The sequence below is a fragment of the Paenibacillus cookii genome (assembly GCF_018333375.1).
Taxonomy (GTDB): Bacteria; Bacillota; Bacilli; order Paenibacillales; family Paenibacillaceae; genus Paenibacillus_AQ; species Paenibacillus_AQ cookii.
Window position 1 is genome coordinate 43,140 of sequence record NZ_BORW01000023.1, and the last position, 19,185, is coordinate 62,324.

General features: G+C 55.7%; 13 protein-coding genes. 1 reads left to right on the forward strand and 12 read right to left on the reverse strand.

Annotated elements, in window-relative coordinates:
• Positions 1–62: 62 nt before the first annotated feature.
• The 6 genes from KI367_RS18490 to KI367_RS18515 are packed head-to-tail and all read right to left on the reverse strand — an operon-like array spanning position 63 to position 10,099.
• Positions 63–3,338: a carbohydrate binding domain-containing protein gene (locus KI367_RS18490; RefSeq protein WP_212951457.1), complete on the reverse strand. Its 3,276-nt coding sequence runs from the start codon at positions 3,336–3,338 to the stop codon at positions 63–65.
• A gap of 13 nt (positions 3,339–3,351) precedes the next feature.
• Positions 3,352–4,356, reverse strand: coding sequence for a zinc-dependent alcohol dehydrogenase (locus tag KI367_RS18495; RefSeq protein ID WP_212951459.1), 1,005 nt, complete (start codon positions 4,354–4,356; stop codon positions 3,352–3,354).
• Positions 4,357–4,369: 13 nt separating this feature from the next.
• The gene (locus KI367_RS18500; RefSeq protein WP_212951460.1) at positions 4,370–6,628 is read right to left on the reverse strand and encodes a helix-turn-helix transcriptional regulator; all 2,259 of its coding nucleotides are present in this window, start codon (positions 6,626–6,628) and stop codon (positions 4,370–4,372) included.
• Positions 6,629–6,671: 43 nt separating this feature from the next.
• The gene (locus KI367_RS18505) at positions 6,672–7,535 is read right to left on the reverse strand and encodes a carbohydrate ABC transporter permease (RefSeq protein WP_036706136.1); all 864 of its coding nucleotides are present in this window, start codon (positions 7,533–7,535) and stop codon (positions 6,672–6,674) included.
• Positions 7,529–8,461, reverse strand: a complete 933-nt coding sequence (locus KI367_RS18510; RefSeq protein WP_036706135.1) for an ABC transporter permease — start codon at positions 8,459–8,461, stop codon at positions 7,529–7,531. Before KI367_RS18510 ends, KI367_RS18505 begins: the two co-directional genes overlap by 7 nt.
• Positions 8,462–8,479: 18 nt before the next feature.
• Complete coding sequence (locus KI367_RS18515; RefSeq protein ID WP_212951462.1) at positions 8,480–10,099, reverse strand: extracellular solute-binding protein; 1,620 nt, start codon at positions 10,097–10,099, stop codon at positions 8,480–8,482.
• A gap of 423 nt (positions 10,100–10,522) precedes the next feature.
• On the opposite strand from KI367_RS18515, the gene KI367_RS18520 reads away from it, so the two are divergent.
• Entirely contained in the window at positions 10,523–12,895 is a 2,373-nt protein-coding gene (locus tag KI367_RS18520; protein WP_212951463.1) for an S-layer homology domain-containing protein, read from the forward strand.
• A gap of 106 nt (positions 12,896–13,001) precedes the next feature.
• Here the strand turns inward: KI367_RS18520 and KI367_RS18525 are convergent, their stop codons facing one another.
• From KI367_RS18525 to KI367_RS18550, 6 genes are all read right to left on the reverse strand, one after another.
• On the reverse strand, positions 13,002–13,439 hold the full coding sequence (locus KI367_RS18525; protein WP_212951465.1) for a hypothetical protein: 438 nt from the start codon (positions 13,437–13,439) through the stop codon (positions 13,002–13,004).
• Positions 13,440–13,463: 24 nt separating this feature from the next.
• A complete protein-coding gene (locus KI367_RS18530) occupies positions 13,464–14,351 on the reverse strand; it encodes an ABC transporter ATP-binding protein (protein ID WP_036706126.1) in 888 nt (295 codons plus the stop codon).
• A complete protein-coding gene (locus tag KI367_RS18535) occupies positions 14,348–15,361 on the reverse strand; it encodes an ABC transporter ATP-binding protein (protein ID WP_212951467.1) in 1,014 nt (337 codons plus the stop codon). The genes KI367_RS18530 and KI367_RS18535 overlap by 4 nt, the downstream gene beginning before the upstream one ends.
• Positions 15,362–15,399: 38 nt before the next feature.
• Positions 15,400–16,245: an ABC transporter permease gene (locus tag KI367_RS18540; RefSeq protein WP_036706123.1), complete on the reverse strand. Its 846-nt coding sequence runs from the start codon at positions 16,243–16,245 to the stop codon at positions 15,400–15,402.
• 4 nt (positions 16,246–16,249) lie between these two features.
• The gene (locus tag KI367_RS18545) at positions 16,250–17,200 is read right to left on the reverse strand and encodes an ABC transporter permease (protein WP_036706121.1); all 951 of its coding nucleotides are present in this window, start codon (positions 17,198–17,200) and stop codon (positions 16,250–16,252) included.
• A 185-nt stretch (positions 17,201–17,385) separates the two neighbouring features.
• Complete coding sequence (locus KI367_RS18550) at positions 17,386–18,999, reverse strand: ABC transporter substrate-binding protein (RefSeq protein ID WP_212951469.1); 1,614 nt, start codon at positions 18,997–18,999, stop codon at positions 17,386–17,388.
• Positions 19,000–19,185: the final 186 nt, after the last annotated feature.

A 19,185-nucleotide genomic window follows, 5' to 3' on the forward strand; every position in this document is an offset into this window, starting at 1 on the left:
CAAAAAAAGGCTCAAGCCGAACGCGATTTTTAACGCGTCGGCTTGAGCTTTTTAGGTCCCGTTTACAGCTCCTTCACCCACTTCAGCAGAACGGCAGCCTGTTCCGCCGTCAGACCGCGGCCGATTTGGGCATTCACTTCGTGTTCGAAAGCCTGAAGCTGTCCCTGTTTGGCTTGCTCGTTGCCCCTTGCAGCCGATTCCTCTGCATTTTTCAGTTTTACGCCCAAAGCGTTCGCGATGCCGGGAGAGGATGCAAACGAATCGACAAGCACGCCCAAGCCCTCACAGGTCGCAGCGATCTGATATGAAAATTCCTTCGTAGATATGTTCCCAGCCAAGTCGACGGCTTCGGCGGATAGCGTATTGATGCCGGGAAGAAGCGCATAGGCGGGCAGATTCACTTCGCTGCAGGTATCCGAGGCGATGCCGGACACGCTATCGGAGGCTTCGCAGCGGATCGACACCGTCTGATCCAACGTGTAAACGTCCTTCCCCGCAAAAACGATGTCCGGCAGGGACTTGTCGATCTTTACCGTCTGCTCGCGCGGTATTTCTTTGTTGCCTTGCCGGTCTTCCGCCCAATACGTCACTTTCGTTATGCCCTCGGCGGTTATCGCGAAAGATGCTGGACTCCCCTCGATCCTGACGGGATCCTGCCGCATCGCTCCGGCGGCGGCATACGTGATGCCTGCAACGCCGCTGCCCTCGCCGTCTGCAGCATCGATCCGAACGCTTGCGTCGCGGTTGACCCACCCGGCTTCATTCGCGTCGGGCACGATAGCCGCGACGGAAACCGGCGCATCCGTATCTTTCGGCTGTTCCGCCCCTTCCACTGAAAGGGCAAAGTCGTCGTAGTAAGCGGAAGCCATGTTATATCGGCTGACCACCGCGATGAGTCTGGCATAGGCCGCATCGGCCGGTGCCGCGCCGGAAAGCGTGACCTCCTGCCATTGTGCCAGCCGGCTCTCGTCCAAATGCGTTTCGAGCGTGCTTAGCGTGCGGTTCCCGGCGTCGAAGAACCGGAGCATGACTCCCGGCTGGCCGGACTCGACGTAGACCTGAACGCCGGCAGTATATTTTTTGCCGGGAGTGACCGGAATTTTATCGCTTTGGAGGGCCACGGATGCCGTCCGCGTGCCGTCGCCCAATTTCAGGCTGGCGCCGCCGGAGAAGCTGCGATCCGTGCTGACGGCATGGTTGACGTCAGAGCCAACTGCGAACAGCGACGCCCAGCCCGGAATCATGCCGCCGCTTAGCGCTTCTTCAAAGCCGGCATTCGTGACCGGCAGCGGAGTTCCCGGGGGAGATTCAACGATCTCTCCGCCCGCCCGAATGCGGTATAAAATCGTATTGGTCGCTTGATCCGTAAAATAAAGATGGCCGTCTTTGCCCAGCTCAAACCGTGCGGCGGTCGTGACCATGCGGGATTCCATCGTTTCCGGGTCGATTACGGTCAATTTGTTGTTAAACAACACGTACAACAACCCGTCGTCCGACCAGCGCATGGGATGATGCGCCCACTGCGTGTAGCTGAGGTTCGACTGGATCTTTTTGCTTTTGACGATTGCATAGGTATCCGGGTCGATCGCAAAAACGTACTCGTACGCTGCTCCCCAAATCAGACCGTCCGGCCCGACGCTTAAATCCCCGATAAAAACGGGTTTATCCAGCCCGATGATCCGCAGCGGGAACTCCGTGATTTTTTGTTTCGTTTTTGTATCCCACACGAAGATTTTCGCTTCGTCCGCAGCAGGCTCGGAACCGAGGCCGCCGCGGATCGTCGTCGAACCGAACAGCTTGCCGTCCTTGTAAGCAAGGCTCAGCACGCTCTGGTCTTGCACGATGTTCCGGTATACCTGGGCTTCCCCCGTTGCCGGGTCATATTCCGTAACGGCTCCCCCCAACGTATTATAGGCGGGAATCGTGGCGACATACAGCTTGCCGCCGCCGGACGTCATATTGACGAGCCGCTCCTGCTGATTTCCCAGAACAAACAGCTTTTTCGGATTCTCGGCGCCCGGTTCAAGATTCATGTCGTATCCGTACAGGGCTCCTTCGGGATAGACTCCCATATACATCCGGTTGCCGAGCGGATACACGCTGTCCGCCTGGCCGATCGAAAAAGGAACCGACGTTAGGGCGTTCGGGTCGATGATCGACCCCCTGCTGGATTGCACTCCCGTTACGAACAGTCCGCCGTCCGGCGACGATTGTATGCGGTTAACGACTCCCGGCGTTCCCGGTACGACCGAGGGGTATAGATGCACCTTCTTCGTTTCGATGTTCAAAATGGCCACGCCGCCGTCGTACCGGACCGTAACCAGGTTTTTGCCGGGCAGGTCGGGATTGTCCGGAAACTCTACCCAATCCGCGCCGCGGAAGCCGCTTCCGTACTCCATGCCCGTCTCCGCAACCTCATGCGTCGTCAAGTCAAAGGTCTTCAGCTTTTTATCGGACATAAAGTAAATTTTGCCGTTCAGCGAGTCGGTCTCATGAAGACCCGTCACATGATCGATGACCGTATCGAGCCAGGCGTTCGCCGACGTATCATAGATATAAGCTGGCCCCGGCACGCCGCTTCCGTCCGTATACCGCGCGAACAAATACCGGTTATCGATCGTATCGAGGTCGTATACCGTATCGTCGCCTTCCGGAACATGGAGGGACGCGGCGATGTCGGTTTTTTCTCCTGTCGCCAGATTGACGCGCACAATCTGATGATGCGCCGTCCCCGCATAAATATAGCCCCCTTGATAAGCGATGGAACGGACGTATTCCTGGGCTATATGGCCGATCACGCGGCCGTAATCCTTGATCTGTCCGGTAGATGGATCATACTGGATCACTTTGCCGCCCGGATACGTGCCCACGTACACCCGTCCGGCTTCGTCCGTCGTAACGCAGATCGGCCATGATTCGCCGTCGAACACCGCGGCCTGCTCCACCGTATGCGTCACCGGAGAGTATTTCCACAGCCTCGCTCCGCCCCCCTCGGCCGCGACGTACAAGGTCCCGTCCGGCGCCACCGTATGGGCCCACGAACTCTCCGAAGGCGGGATCGGTATGCTGCGCAGCAGCTTGTAATCCGCCAAATCGATGACGTTCAGCCGGCCCGGCTTGCCCTTGGACGTCGTATACAGCACCGGACGCCCTTCCTCCCGGCCGACCGTCCCGTTAAAGACGGAGACCGTGTAATTCAGCGGCGGCAGCAGCTCCTCGGGCGGACCGTAGACCTTCTGCCCCAAGCGGCTTTCCTGGGCGCTTGCCGCACCTCCCCAACCGGCAATCCCTGACAACAATACGATGACGACTGCAACCGCAAACCATGTTTTGCGCATCGAACTTCCTCCCTCAGTCCCCGTATGTGATTAACGTTCCCATGACACCCGGCGTATTCAAATAGTTGTCATAAGCGGCCTTGGCTTCGTCCAGCCGATAACGATGCGAAATAAGCGGCAAAATCGAAATCCGTTTTTCGGCCAATAGGCGGATGTACTCCTCAAGGTTCCTCCCTTCGGTCCAGCGCACGAATCCGATCGGATAATCCCGGTTGTCCCTCTCGTAGCCCGGGTCATACCTGCCGGGTCCGCCGGCCCGCGAGATCAGGACCTGCGCTTCTTTCCCGAACATTTGCGCCCTGGAAAAAGAGGTGGACAAGTCGCCGACCACGACGATTTTTCCCCGGTCGCGAATCCAGCTTAAGGAACGGTTAATGAGCTCTTCACCCGGCCCGCCGGCGCAAAGGAGGGCGCAATCCGCGCCATGTCCGTCCGTAACGGCTTCAAGCCGGTTCTGCAGCCCGTCGTGCTCGGTGAAGACATGCTCCATGCCTTGAGCCCGCAGCATGTCGGCACGGCTGGCATTCACGTCGAGCGCCATGACGCGAAACGAGGCTGCCGCCGCGATCTGGGCGATCATCTGTCCCAGAATGCCCAAGCCGACGATTACGGCCGATTCCCCGAACCGGAGATCAGCGGTCCGGAGCGCATGAATCGCGATGGCTCCCAACCCGCCGAAGGCCGCTTCCTCGGGCCGGACGTGATCGGGCACCGAAGCGATCAAATTGGACGGCACGGTCAATCGTTCGCAATGCCGGACATAAGGGGCGCCGTAGCAGGCCACCCGCTGGCCGATCCGGAATCCGCTTACCCGGTCCCCGATTTTTTCAATGATTCCGACGGCGCTGTACCCGAGAAGGGAGGGCATCTCGGGGCCTCGTTTCAAAAAGGACAATTCCGTCCCCGGGCTGATGGCCGACAGTTCGGTGCGGATCCGCACATGCCCCTCCGGCACGGTGATTTGTTCCTCCGTTTCCGTAATGACGATGTTTCCTTTAAAAGCGGCGACGGCTTTCATGTACCCCTTCCTTCTATCCCTCGCCCGCGGTTTTCCGGTATTCGCTGGGAGAGATGCCGTAATATTTTTTAAACGTGGTCGTAAAGGTGGAGGCATTGGCATACCCTGTTTTTTCCCCGATCTCGGCGATATTGAAGTCGGTATTTTTCAGAAATTCCCGCGCATGCTCCAGCCGGACCTTGTTCAGGTATTCGACGTAGTTGATGCCGAACGTTTTCTTGAAATAGTTGGAGAAATATTTGGGCGTGGTATCCAGCACCTCGGCCATCCGGTCCAAATACAAGTTGTGCATGTAATTCAGTTCGATATACTGCGAGATAAAGGCGGGATTCAGCTTGCTTTTCGGCTCCCGGCTCCGTTTGTCCGCGATGCTTTGCACGAGCTCGGCCAGCGCGTTGCCGATTTCGTCGTGGCCGAACGCCTCGTCGACCTGGCGGATGAACCGGGCTTCGAGCCGCAGCAGCTCCTTGTCGTCCGATACGGACGCTTCGACCGGTTTGATGATATAGAGAAAGATGCTTTTGGCGACATGGGCCAAATGGTAGTGGTGGATGTTCCGGGCCGCATTTTCCGAAATGATGTCCCTTACGATGTGAACCGCTTCCTCGGTTCTGCCGCCGGTCAGGCAGCGGGTCAGCTTATCCATCTTCTCCAGCGGAAAATAGACGTCGGCCACGTAACGGATCGATTCGGTATCGATCACGGCCTGCGCTTCGTCATGGGTGTTCCGGTAGCGAAGCCCGTTCAGCAAGTCCTGATATGCCGGCCTGCACTGCTGAAGCCGGGATTCATACGTTTTGGAGACGCAAGCCCGAACCGTAAAGCCGGCAAAAACGCCCTGCCCCGCATGGAGCATAAAGGATCGGACGCCGTCGATGATTTCCTTCCTCCCGGCCCCGGGAACGATGCCGATCAAAGCGGCAAACCGCAAATCCTGCACGTGAAATACGGCCGCATGCCCGGCGACGTATTGCAGGCCGCCGCGAATCTCCTCCGCCATGTCTTCCGGGTTCAGGCCGGCGTTTTCCCCGGTCTCCTCCTTGCTTTTGAACTGGAACAGCGCCATCACGAACTGCTTTTCGCGGAACAACGACCGTTCAAATCTCCGCGCCTGCGCCCCGTCATCCCCGGCGTGCCGCCCTTCGAGCAGCGATTGAAGGAAAACCGCCCGGCAAAGCTCCGCATCCGCGGATTGGATCTGTCTCCGGAGCTCTTCGTTTTCCCGCTGTGCCTTGGCGATGCCGCTGTGGATTTTGCGGAAGTCGTTCCCTTTCACGCGGCCGCCCCCCAGAAGCTTCAGGATGCCTTTGACCGGCAGGTACAAATAGACGCTGAGCAGTCCGGCGAGAACCACCGCGCTTACGATCGCCACGATCATGATGAGCCTGCTTCCGCTCGCCACGGAGTCGATATTTTGGAATTGGTACGGCATTTTATCGATGTAGATGAAGCCGTTGTAGTCCGACTGGTAAAAGCTGTACTCGAAGTCGCCCCGCGTCAGCGATTTCCCCTGCGGCTGCTTGAAGTATACGTCGTTCAGCACCTCGACCAGATCCAGGTTTTTGTCGGTGCTGAGAATGACGTTGCGGTCGGCATCCAGCACGATCAAGGAAGAACCCGGCACCATCGCCTGCAGATTCACGTGCTGCAGCCATTTTTCCACGTTGATCAGGACCATGACGTTTTTGTCCGATAGCTTGTATTTGTTGCCGTCCATGACGACCATCAGCCGTTCGCTTCTCGGCTTCGAGCCTTCGGCCTGCGCATAGAAATCGGAAGCCGGGAAAACGGTGAACGGACGTTTGGACTTGGCGAAATTCCTCCAGTAGGCCGCATTGTACATGTCATGCCTGTATTTATTCTGAAACAGCAGCTTCATGTCGCTGGTCCCGCTCGCGGTAATCGCCAAATCCACCTGATCGTAGAACACAACCACGTCCTCAATGTAATCCACCGACGACACCAGGCTGGCCAAATTGTCCTGCAGGGAATACACCTGGGACATGTCGAGGGTTGAGCTTCCCCCGGATTTCAAGCGGTCGTAAGGAAGTCCGTGGATCGTGAAAATGAGGTTGTTCACCGTCGTTAGGCTGCTGTCGAACGCCTGAATGATGTTTTTGACGGCCAACCGATTGTTTTGCGTCACTTTTTCGTAAATCCCGGAAATCGAATTGCGGTAAACGACGTAGTTGGACACGGACATGATCACGATGACCAGCAGCAGAGAGAAAAAGATTTGCAGCAGTCCCCGGCTTGCGATTAACCGATTCATTGGCGTCACCTCTCATGATGACAACTATTCCACATTCCGCCGCCTAACCCTTCTCCGCCCCCAGCATAACCCCCTTCGCGAAATATTTTTGGGCAAATGGATAGATCAGCAGCACCGGAATCATCGACAGCACGATCGTCGCGTTTTTCAGCGCCTGCGGCGCCAGGGCCGCCCGGTCCACGAGCCCGGCGTCATTTTCGGTGTTGAAGATGAGCATATCCCGCAAAACGACCTGCAGCGGATACATGTCCTTGTCGTTCAAATAAATGAGCGGCAGGAAGAAGCTGTTCCAATGGCCCATGAAATAAAACAAACCGATGGAAGCCAGCGCGGGTTTGGAGAGCGGGATGACGATGCTGAAAAGAATCCTCGTTTCCGACGCGCCGTCGATGAGGGCCGCCTCCCGGATCTGGGAGGACATGTTTTCGTAAAAGCTTTTTAAAATGATCAGCTCCATCGTCCAAATCGCGTTCGGCAGCACGAGCGACCATACCGAATCCGTCAGTCCCAGCTTCTGGACCACGAGATACGTCGGAATGATGCCGGGGTTCAGGAACATCGTGAGCACGATGGCCAGCATGAAAAACCGGCGGCCGAAAAACGTTCTCTGGGAGAGCGGATAGGCCGCCACCGCCGTAAACAACAGATTGATGAAGGTGCCCAGCGACGTGTAGTAAACGGAGTTCAAATACGCCCGCGGGATCAATTTGTTTTTGAGCACCTCCGCGTAGGCGTCGAAGTTAAAGCCCTTGGGGAACAATAACACCTTCCCTTGGACGACCGAAGCCGTATCGCTTAACGAGGTGACCGCAATGTACCATACCGGATACAGCGTCGCGATGGCGACGCAGGCCAGGATCAGGGCGTTGACGACGCCAAAAACGGATAATCTGCGTGCCCCTACCATAATCCCTTCCCTCCGATCTTCCGGCTGACGGCGTTTGCGCCCAGCAGCATCACCATGGCCACCAGCGCCTCGAACATTCCGACCGCCGCCGCGTAGCTGTAGTTGGACTCGAGCAGGCCCTTCCGGTAAACGTACGTCGAAAACACGTCGGCTACGTTGTAGGTCATCGGATTGTACAGCAGCAGCACCTTTTCATACCCGACGCGGATCATGGAACCGGTTTTCAGGATAAACATGATCAGCATGGTGGGCATCAGCCCCGGAATCGTAATGTGCCGGATCATGTGAAACCGCGTTGCCCCGTCCACTTTCGCCGCCTCGTACAGCGTCGGACTGATGCCGGCGATCGCCGCAAGATAAATGATCGATTCGTACCCTACCGTGCCCCAAATTTCCGAGATGACGTAAATCGGCCGGAACCACCCGGAATCGGCGAGGAAATATTTTTTCTCGAACCCGAGCGCCGCCAGCAGCTGGTTGAGCAGCCCGTTCGTGGGCGAGAGGAAATCGATGATCATGCTGCTGATGATGACGACGGATAAAAAGGCCGGGAGATAGCTCAGCGTTTGCACGGACTTTTTGAACCATTGAACCCGGACCTCGTTCAGCAATACGGCCAGCAGGATCGGAAACGGAAATCCGAATACGAGCGTGTAAAAGCCGAGCAGCAGCGTGTTGCGGAACAGCATCCAAAAATCCTGATTGCCGAAAAACTTGATGAAATGCTTCAGCCCGACCCAATCGCTCCCCAGCACGCCGGTAAACACGCTGTAATCCTTGAAGGCGATGATGAGTCCGTACAGCGGACCGTAACGGAAAATGACGTAAAAAAGGATGCACGGGATAAACAGTAACAGCAGCTCCCGGTCCCGCCGGATATGCCTCAGCATCTCCTTGGACCGGGATTTTAACGGTTTATTCATCATGTGTCGTTCCCCGTTTCATCACTTGGCCGCGTCGTACCGCTTCTGGGCGTCGTTGTAGATTTTGATCAGGTCATCCATCCCCTGCTTGGAGATCGACTTTTTGAACTCTTCCCACTGTGCGTCCCCGTAAGATTTATCCAGAATATACTTCGCGTTGAACTCCTCGGACGCTTTCTGCAGCGAAGTCTGCAATTCCGCCAGCGTGGAAATTTCGTCGTCGGTAAAGTTCAGGATCGGATCGAACGGCTCCCGTTTGTCCTCTTTCATGATTTTGTCCTGGGCCTCTTGCTCCTTCTCGGAAAACTTGTAATACACGCTGCGTTTGTCCGGTCTGAGATAAGCGCCTTCCAGCCACATGCCGTAACGGTCCTCGAGCACGCCGATGTCTACCAGCGGCAGGTCTTTCAGCTCCGGATACACCGGCCGGCCGTCCTCGCCCCAATTGAAGTTGACGCCTTCCACGCCGACGGTCATCAGCTCGCCCCCGGACGGGCTCGTCAAATAGTCCAGCAGCTTTAATGCCGCTTCCTTGTTTTTGTTGTTGGCAACGGCCACGCTGAAGTCGGAAACTTTAGGCAGCGTGCGGACATGGCCGGTAGGTCCGATCGGATTGGCATATCTCAGGTTGTAATCCGGATTTTTCTCTTTGACCTGGTTGTAGAATAAGTCCAGTCTGCCGATCCAGTCCCATGTGACGAACGACTTGTCGGTCGTCATTTTCGTGGTCCACGAATCTTGGGTATCGGTCAAAAATTCGGGATCCATCAAGCCTTCGTTGTACAGCTTTTTCATGAAATCGAGCATATCCTTGTGCTCCGGCTGCACGGAGGCGTATTTCCAGGTCCCGTCCTTCTCGTCGTAATAGGCCGGATAATTGTCGTTATTCCCGAGCCCCCAGCCGAAGGACCAGTCGCCGAAAATGTGGGCCAGCCCTTTCGAGGCATACGGATAGGAATCCGGATAAATTTCTTTCAGCTTCTTCAGCGCCTGATAAAATTCTTCGGTATTGGTCCATTCCTTGATGCCGTTTTTATCGAAAATGTCTTTCCTGTACAGGAAGCCGTGATTGACTTCCCGGTTGAGGTCATAGATCGGCCACGTATAGATATTCCCGTTTTGGTCGCCGTAGGACTTGATGACCCAGTCGTTTTCCTGCAAATACAGCTTGGAGAAATTCGGCAGCATGTCGGCGTATTCGTTGATGGCGACCACGCCCTTTTGCTGGCCGATTTTTTTGAGCTCCGCCGGCTTCAGTCCGATAAAAATATCGGGCAGCTTGCCGGAGGCGACGACCACCTTTAATTTGTCCTGATAGGTTTGCGGCGAATAGGTTTGAAACTCTACCTTGATTCCCGTCCGCTTCAGCAGCTCCTGAACGATCAGCTTGTCGTCGCCGATCTTGGAGGAATTGCTGGGCAGCATGAACTTGATGGTTGTCGGTTCGTCCACCAACGGAAGCTTAAGCCCCCCGGTATCCCCGTATTGCGCAGCGCTGGCGGCAGCAGGGGGTTCGTTATTGGAAGCAGGCGCCTCGGCCTGATCTTCAGCGGGGGCTTTGCCACCTCCTCCGCCGCAGGCGCTGAGCATGAGCATCAGCACGGAAAGGATGACAGACATACGGATCCGCTTTTTTGGCATTCTTTTTTTTCCTCCTCGTTTTGTCGGGTGCATGCTCCAGGCATTTGCCGCCGTTGTTCCCATTCGTCTGACTGTTGCCCGTTGGATTCCATCATAAAAACGCTTTCAAAATTGGTAAACCCCATGATTTCCCCCGCCTTCGAATTTGCGTCCGTTTTAGGCGGAAAACCCGAAGAAATGGCGGTATATCAACGTTTTAAGCGATGTGGAAAATGATAAACCGGTAGAAATATATCAAATCCGGCATGCATTTCATCCAGCTGTTTCCGTTCTTCCGCCACCTCGGTTTACCAGCTCCGAATCATGCCGTTCTCCCGGCGAAAAAAAATCGATTGCCAAGGCATATACCGGCATATATGATAGAGTCACCAATCCATCCGCATGGGAAATCTTGGTTTTATTCTGGGCTAAAGAGGGGAAAAAATGAAGAAAACGTTCATCTTCAAAGTCATGACCACGGCTGCGCTGCTCAGTGCCGCCGCATTGCCGGTCACAGCCGCGCCGGCCGAATTTACCGATATTAGCGGCTCATATGCCAAAGACGCGATTCTGGAGCTTGCCGCCAAAGGAATCGTCAATGGCAAAGGAGACGGAAAGTTTAATCCGACGGAAGCGATCCAAAGACAGGACTTCGCCATTCTTCTGGCCAAAACGTTGAAGCTTGAAACGGCATCGGGGCCGGCCAATGCGACTTTCTCGGATGTGCCCGCCTCGAATTACGCCTACAATTTCGTGGAAGCGGCCGTAAAAGCAGGGATCATCAAAGGCATGGGCGACGGCAAGTTCGGCACCGGCCAGAATCTCACCCGTCAAGATATGGCCGTCCTGTTCATGCGGGCACTAGAGTCCATGGGCTACGTCGAAACGGCGGGCAAAGGCTGGTCTCTTCAATTTTCGGACAGAGACCAAATTGCCGGTTACGCCAAAGATTCCGTAGCCGCGGCCGTCGAGCTCCGCCTGCTGCAGGGAGACGCAAACGGTGCCTTCAATCCGACGGGAAGCGCGGACAGGCAAGCCGTTGCGGCGGTGGCAAGCCGTCTCCTTAAAGCTCAGGAACAGATCAAGAACAACGGAACGACGCCATCCCAACCTCCAGAAAAACCTCCAGTTAAGCAGCCCGAAAATCAAAAGCCGTCCCCTACGCCAACGAATCCGGGTTCGTCCGGCGGCGGCAGCGACTCCGGCCCAAGCACGCCGATCCAACCGGATACCGCCGCGCCGACCGTAACGCTCGTCTCCGCTTCTCCTGTGCAGATCGGCCAAAACGTGATCGCGAAAAGCAGCGAAGCCGGCAGCATCTATCTCGTGCCTTTCGGCCAGAACCCGACCAGCCGGGAATTGTTGGACTCTTTGGTCAGCGTGAATATGGCCTCCAAAGCCTCCGCCGCCGCCAACACGGAAACCGCCGTCCCGACATCGGCATTGTTCGAAGGCGAATACAAGCTGTACGCCGTGGACCCGGCCGGCAACGTATCCGCTCCTTCCGCGAAAATCCTTCTTCAATCCCATGCGCTCGGCATGCCGGCGATTTCTTTTGCCAAGGGCGACACCCTCGTGCTTGCTTATGACGAAGAGCTGGATTCGAATCGCGTTCCTTCCGCAGCCGATTTCCACATCTATGCGAAAGAAGGTTCCTCTTCCTTTAAGCGAGCCGTCAAATCGGTCGCCGTCGCAGGCAAAACGGTGCAAATCATCACGGATTCACCGCTGAGAATGGGGGATGTCTATGAAGTGTCCTACCATCCGCAGTCGCCGGATGCCTCGATCCGGAGCACATCCGGCAAACTGGCCGCAACCTTCGATCATGTTCAAGCGGCATTTGCTTCGGATAAACAGCTGTTCGGCAATCTTATTGCGGAAGCGCAAGCGTTGTACGACCACGCGAAGGAGAACGTCGGGGAGACGACCGGGAAATATCCCGAAATCGCGGTCGAACACTTGAATGAAGAACTAGCCCATGCCAAAGAAGTGAATGCGAATCCCGAAGCGGACGCAGAGACGATCGCGAACGCCTACAACAGCTTGCAAACCACCGTTATCGAGCTGAACAACGCCCAGGTTCGGCCGTTGGCGCTGAAGCTCGCGGCAGACGGGTTCGTGTTGAACGGGACGGATACCGGCGTGTACATTGGTGCAAGCTCCGATCCCGAATATTACAATAAAAGGAATATCAAAAAGTTGATCCAGATCACCCGCGGAGAAAGCGAAAATTTGGATTACGTCCATTCCTACGACCCGGAACAAGGCGTTTTCAAACTAATCAAAAATGACGAAACGGTCGGCTTCATCGCCATCGAATCATCCGATCCGGCGAATATTGCGGTCGAAAAAGACGCAAGCGGCAACGCCGGACTGATCGTAAAACCCAAGAGTCAACCCGACAACGCGTCCCTTGTATTCAAGCTGTACGAGAACGGTACCGTTACCAGCATCGTATCGCTGCCGATCCGTTTCGACCAGGAAGCTCCGACCGTGACCGGCGCGACTTACGGGGACGGGAAAATCAGCCTGTCGTTGAGCGAGCCCGTATGGTGGCAATACAATGGCATCTACCCGCAAATCGGTATAAAATATGCTCCCGATGGAGTCATCACGGACTCGCTCCCCGATCTGAAATTTGAAGATGATTACCTCTACGGCGTCTCCAACGGCGATACTGCATTTGCGATCATATTAAAGCCGAGTTTCATGGAAAACCAGCTTAAGTCCGGCGGCAAATTCCGGATTGCGCTTAGCAGCTTTACCGATTTCGCAAACAACGCCAAGGATCGGGTTGTCGAAGTCGATGTCCCATAAAAGCGAAGGAGCGATGCTTGGACGTCCGCATGCACCGGGAACTCGTCCTGCTTAAACACACAAAAAACCTGCTCGCCTATGAGCAGGTTTTTTGCGGTTTGCGTCCTTATCCTCTTTGCAGCGGCTCGATTCGGTACACGCCAGGCTTGCCGGCTTCTTCGCGAATGACCCAGCCGAACGACATGACGGACGCAAGGCGTTCCTTCTGTTCGGGAGTCAGCTCGGCGATCACCGCTTCGTGCCCCGGCTCGCGAATGACCTCCGGCTCGAAGCCGCAGGCAACCAAAATCCAGGAGCGGAGGCCGCCAAGCGTGTTGTACTTGATGGAATAACCGTTCGTTACCGCAGACCGGAACAACTCAGGTTCGGCCGCGGCCCATTCGGCCAAGGCCTGATAATCGAACTCAAACATGCTCGTATCCTTCGGCAAATCGCGCTCGCGGACTCTGCGCAGCAGCTCTTCGTCGGACCAGCCGTATGCGCGGAGGCCTTCCAGCATTAATGCATCCCATTGGGATAGTTTGACGCGCTCATTTTTCTCCATGCTTCAATCAGCACCTCTAATCTTTTAATGGTCTGCCACGAAATGGCCCGGGCTCACTTCACGCAGCTCGGGCACCACGCCGTCACCGGCCGTGGGCACCTCGTATTTCACCGCCATTTTTTCGTTGGCCGCGCGCGGATCGGGAATCGGAATGGACGACAGCAGCGCCTTCGTATACGGATGCAGCGGGTTGTCGTACAGCTCGTCGCTTTCCGCCACTTCGACCAGGCGGCCTCTGTACATAACGCCGATCCGGTCGGAAATGTGGCGCACCATGGACAAATCATGCGCGATAAACAGGTACGTCAGCCCGAATTCGGCCTGCAAATCCTCCAGCATGTTGACCACCTGCGCCTGCACGGACACGTCCAGCGCGGAGATCGGCTCGTCGCATACGACGAAGTCCGGACGGACGGAAAGCGCCCGCGCGATCGAAATCCGCTGCCGCTGCCCGCCGCTGAATTCATGCGGGTAACGGTACAGATGCTCCCGTTTGAGCCCGACCTTTTCCAAGAGCCCCGCCACGAACTCCTTGCGCTCATCCGCTTTTTTATATATGCCGTGGATATCCATCGGTTCCCCGATCAAATCCAGCACGCTCATGCTCGGGTTCAACGAGGAATACGGGTCCTGAAAAATCGTCTGAATCCGCCGGCGGAACGGCTTGAGCTGCTTGTCCCGCAGCTTGGACAGGTTTTGCCCGTCAAAAAACACTTCCCCTTCCGTATAATCGTACAGCCGGATCAGGCAGCGTCCGACCGTCGATTTGCCGCTACCGGATTCGCCGACGAGGCCGAACGTCTCGCCCTTGCGGATTTGGAAGCTGACGCCGTCGACGGCTTTCAGCACTTCGCCGCCTTTCGTGAAATGTTTCTTCAGGTTGCGCACATCAACCATGATATGTTCGTTCATTGACCGGTTTCCTCCTCCCCGAGCGCTTCTTTCAGCGTGCTTTTGTCCTGCACGAGCCAGCACAAGGAGCGGTGGCCTTCACCAAGGTCCGCCATCGGCGGAAGCTCCGAGCATTTGCCGAACGCGTACGGACAGCGGTCCTGGAACGGACATCCCGCAGGCGGGTCGATCAGATCGGGAGGCGAGCCTTCGATCGGCACGAGCCGCTCGCGGTTTGCGCCTACGCGCTTCGGAACCGAACGCAGCAGCCCTTGCGTGTACGGATGGCCGGTCCGGTAGAAAATATCTTCGACCGTCCCCTCTTCCATGACCATGCCGCCGTACATGACGACGACGCGGGAGCAGACCTGGGCAACGACGCCGAGATCATGCGTGATAAGCAGCACGGCGGTATCCGACTCCGTCTTGAGCTGCTTCAGCAAATCGAGAATTTGCGCCTGAATCGTCACGTCCAGCGCCGTCGTCGGCTCGTCGGCAATCAGCAGCTCCGGACTGCAGGAGAGCGCCATCGCGATCATGACCCGCTGGCGCATCCCGCCGCTGAATTCATGCGGATATTGCTTGACGCGGCGCTCCGGCTCGGTGATGCCGACCTTCCGAAGCATTTCCACCGCTTCCGACAGCGCCTCCTTTTTTCCGAGCCCGCGGTGGCGCCGGATGACTTCCGCCATCTGGAAGCCGATCGTCTTGACCGGGTTCAGCGACGTCATCGGGTCCTGGAACACCATCGCAATCCGGTTGCCCCGGAGCTTGCGCCACTCGTTTTCGGTAAGGCCGCTCAAATCCTCCCCTTGGAACAAAACCTTGCCTTCCGTAATTTTTCCCGGAGGAGCAATCAGTCCCATAATCGCTTTGGCGGTCACGCTTTTCCCGCTTCCCGATTCGCCGACAATGCCGACCGTTTCGCCGGCGCCCACATGAAAGCTGACGCCGCGGACCGCCTGGTTTTGCCCGTCCCTGGTTTGGAATGAGACCTTGAGCCCATCGACGGTTAGCAGTTGTTTTGTCATCTTGGTTTCTCACTCCTTCATCGCCTTACGACGGCGGTTTATCTTTTGCCAAGCTTCGGTTCGAGACCGATGCGCAATATATCGCCAAGTATGTTGAAGCAAAGCACGGTCACGAAAATGAGCAAGCCCGGGAACAGCGCCATATACGGCGCATTGACCACGTACCCCTGCGCGCCGTTGAGCATGCTGCCCCAGGTCGCGTTTGGCGCCTGCACGCCGAAGCCCAGAAAGCTGAGGGACGACTCCATCATGATCGCCGAAGCGATGTTGTTGGTGGCACTCACGATGATGACCGACAACAGCCCCGGCAGAATATGCTTCCGTATGATGCCGAATGCGCTTTGACCGGACGCCTTGGCGTACAGGACGTATTCCCTCTCCTTCAGCGCCATCGTCTCCGCCCGGACGACCCGGGCGATGCTCATCCACATCAGCAGCGAAATAATGACGATGATGTTGCCCACGCTCGGTTTCAAGTACACGCTGAGCAGCAGCAGAATGAGGAAAGACGGGATCGACATGATGATATCCAGCAGGCGCATCAGCAGGCTGTCGAGCCACCCGCCGAAATAACCGCTGATGATGCCGACCGTCACGCCGATCGCCGTCGCAAAAATCATGGACAGAAAACCGACCGCCAGCGAGACGCGGCCGCCGTAAAGCGCCCTTGTGAACGTATCCCGCCCGTAATCGTCGGTGCCGAACCAATGCGCCTTGCTCGGCGGCTTCAGCCGGTCGAGCGCATTGATCTGGTTCGGATCCTTGGAGGACAGGAAAGCAAAGATCGCAGCCAAAGCGATGATCAGCAACACGATAACGGCGGCGATCCCCAGCTTGTTTCCTTTAAGCTCACGGGCAACATTAATCCATTTACTCCGTTTCATGAGATCACCTCGTTGTTTTAATTCTCGGATCGACGATGCCGTATAAAATGTCCGCGAGCAGGTTCCCCAGAATCAACAGAACCGACGAGAACAATGTGATGCCCATAATGACCGGATAATCCATGCCCCGCACGGCCGTCATGCCAAGCGATCCGATGCCCGGCCACGAAAATACCGTCTCGGTCACGATCGCTCCGGCAACCAAATCGCCCATGGACATGCCCACCAGCGTAATGACCGGCAGCACCACGTGCTTCAGCACGTGCCGGAACAAGATGATCCGTTTCGCCGAACCGAAAGCGTACTGGATTTGCACATAGTCCTCTTTCAGCTGGCTGATCGTGCTCGAACGGATATACCGCACGTAGACCGTCAAAAAGCCGATCGCCAGCACCACGCAAGGCAAAATGCCGTGCCTGATGACGTCCAGCGCCGAATTGACGCCAATCGTGCGCATGCCCATGCTCGGCAGCCAGTGCATCTTAATGGAGAAAAAGTACATCAGCAATATCGCCAGCCAAAAAAGCGGAAGCGAAATGCCGATGTACGCGATCATGTTGACCAGCTTGTCGACCCAGCGGTTGCGGTTCGCGCCCGCGACCAAACCGAGCGGAATCGCCAAAATGACGGCCAGCGCGATCGCCGACCCCATCAGTCCGGCCGTTGCGGGCAGCCGCTCCAAAATCTGTCCCATGACCGGTTTGTGGTTCACGAGCGAGTAACCGAAATTGCCCGTCAAACAATTTTTGAGCCATATGAAATATTGAATGTACGCAGGCTTGTCCAAGCCGAGATTATGCCTGACGCGTTCAATGTCCTCCGCATGCATGTTCGGTGTAATAAAAGAACGCACGGGGTCCCCGGGCGCCGCTTTCACCAAAATGAAGCAGACGATCGACACAAAAAACAGCATCGGCACGGTTTGCAACAATCTTCTGACGATCAGTCTTTTCATGCTCTTAGTCCCCTAGCTTAACATCCTGGATTTTGAATATGCCTATCAGTCGTTTACCCACTGAAAAAAATAAAGCTGGTTCCAGCACCGAAAGAGGGATAACCCCTGCTTCCAATGCTGGATGACCGGCTTGATTGTCGTTGATCTTCCCGGCTTTCGCGTCCGGTTTTATTTTATCGAAACCCTTATTTCTGGTACAGCTTGGACGGATCTTCAAAAATCACGACCGGCTTCAGCACGGCTTCGTCCAGGCCGCCGAATTTTTTATCCACGGCAACGATTGTTTTCGTATAAGCGATCGGGTAAATGACCGCATCGGCGGCAATCGTTTCCTGAAGCTTCTTGTAGATCTCTCCGCGTTTGGCCGTGTCGGCTTCGCCGGCGCCTTCCTGGAAGAGCTTGTCGACTTCCGGATTCGAGTAGTGCGCGTAGTTGGAGTCGCTTCCCGTCGTGTACAAAATGCTGTATGCGTCAGGATCGAAGCCCATGATGTAACCGCCGACGGTCAGCTCGTAATCGCTGGTTTCCGGATTCGTGAACTTGTCGCTGAACGCCGATGCATCCATCGACTGGATTTCCACGTTGACACCGACATCCTTCAGCTTCTGTTGCACATAGAGCGCGATCGCTTCTTGAGCCTTGTTGCCGCTCGTTACGATAAAGCGCAGCGTTTTGCCGACGACGCCGTTTTTCTGCAGCAGTTCCTTCGCTTTTTCCACGTCGTTGTCGTACGTCGTGACGTTGTTGTCATGATACAGCCCGTCCGGCGTGACGAAGGATTTGGCCGGATCGGCATAGTCAGGCGACGTGTAAGCCACTTGAATCAGCTCTTCGCGGTTCAGGGCGTAGGACAGCCCTTGTCTTACTTCCTTGTTTTTCATCAGGCCCGTGTCGCTGTTTTCGTTGAACAGCATGTAAGCCAGGCGGCCTTCGCTGTAGTTCTTCATTTCGAAATTGCCTGTCGCTTCGATCGTCGCCGCATCCTGCGGATCGACGTATTTGATGTTGATTTCGCCGTTTTGCAGGGCGAGGTTCGAGGCGTTCGCATCCTTGGAAATGCGGTACGTGATCGTGTCCAGATGCGGTTTGCCGCCGAAGTAGTTGTCGAAGCGCTCCAGCGTCACGTATTCGCCCGTTTTGTATTCCTTGAACTTGAACGGGCCGGAACCGACCGGCGTATTGTTCTTAGGACTCTTTTCGATGTCCGCTTCATGTTCGAAGATATGCTTCGGAATCGGCGTGACCTGAACGAGCGTCGCTTCGAATGCCGGGCTCACCTGCGGCAGCTTGAATTCTACCGTCGTATCGTCGACTTTTACCGCTTTGATCGGTTTGCCGTGAATGATGAAGTTGCCTCTCAGCATGCTGTTTTGTTTCTCGTCCAAAATCTTGTCGATGGTGAACACCACGTCATCCGCCGTCAGCTTCTCTCCATCGTGCCAAGTCAGGCCGCTTTTCAGCTTCAATGTATACGTCAAGTTATCCGCGGACGGCTCCAGGCTGTCGGCGAGATAAAAGGTTTTCTTGCCATTATTGACTTGGAAAAGAGGCGCATAAAGGGCTTGGTCAATCGTCAAGCTGACGCGGTCCCCTGCATAGTTCGGGTTCAAAATGACCGGATCGGCCTGTACCCCGATGATCAGATTGCCTCCGTCTTTAGGCTGGTCGCCGGTTGTTTGCGAAGACCCGGAAGACGAAGCGTCCGAAGGTGCTGCCGAATTGCCGGCATCCCCGGAGCAAGCCGTGACCAGCATGGTCAGCAGCGCCAAAATAACGACCCCTGAAAAATATTTACGCATGATGTCTTATCCCCCACTCTCTATTGACTGTTTTCAATTGTATATCGGATTACTAGGAATTACAATCCTTATCCGATCCCTTCATGTTTTTGCCATTTTAGCCTTTTAACTGACTAAAACGTCCACTAACTTTATTTTAGTGTCAAACTGTAAAAAATGCTATAACTATTTTCGAATTTTGTCGAA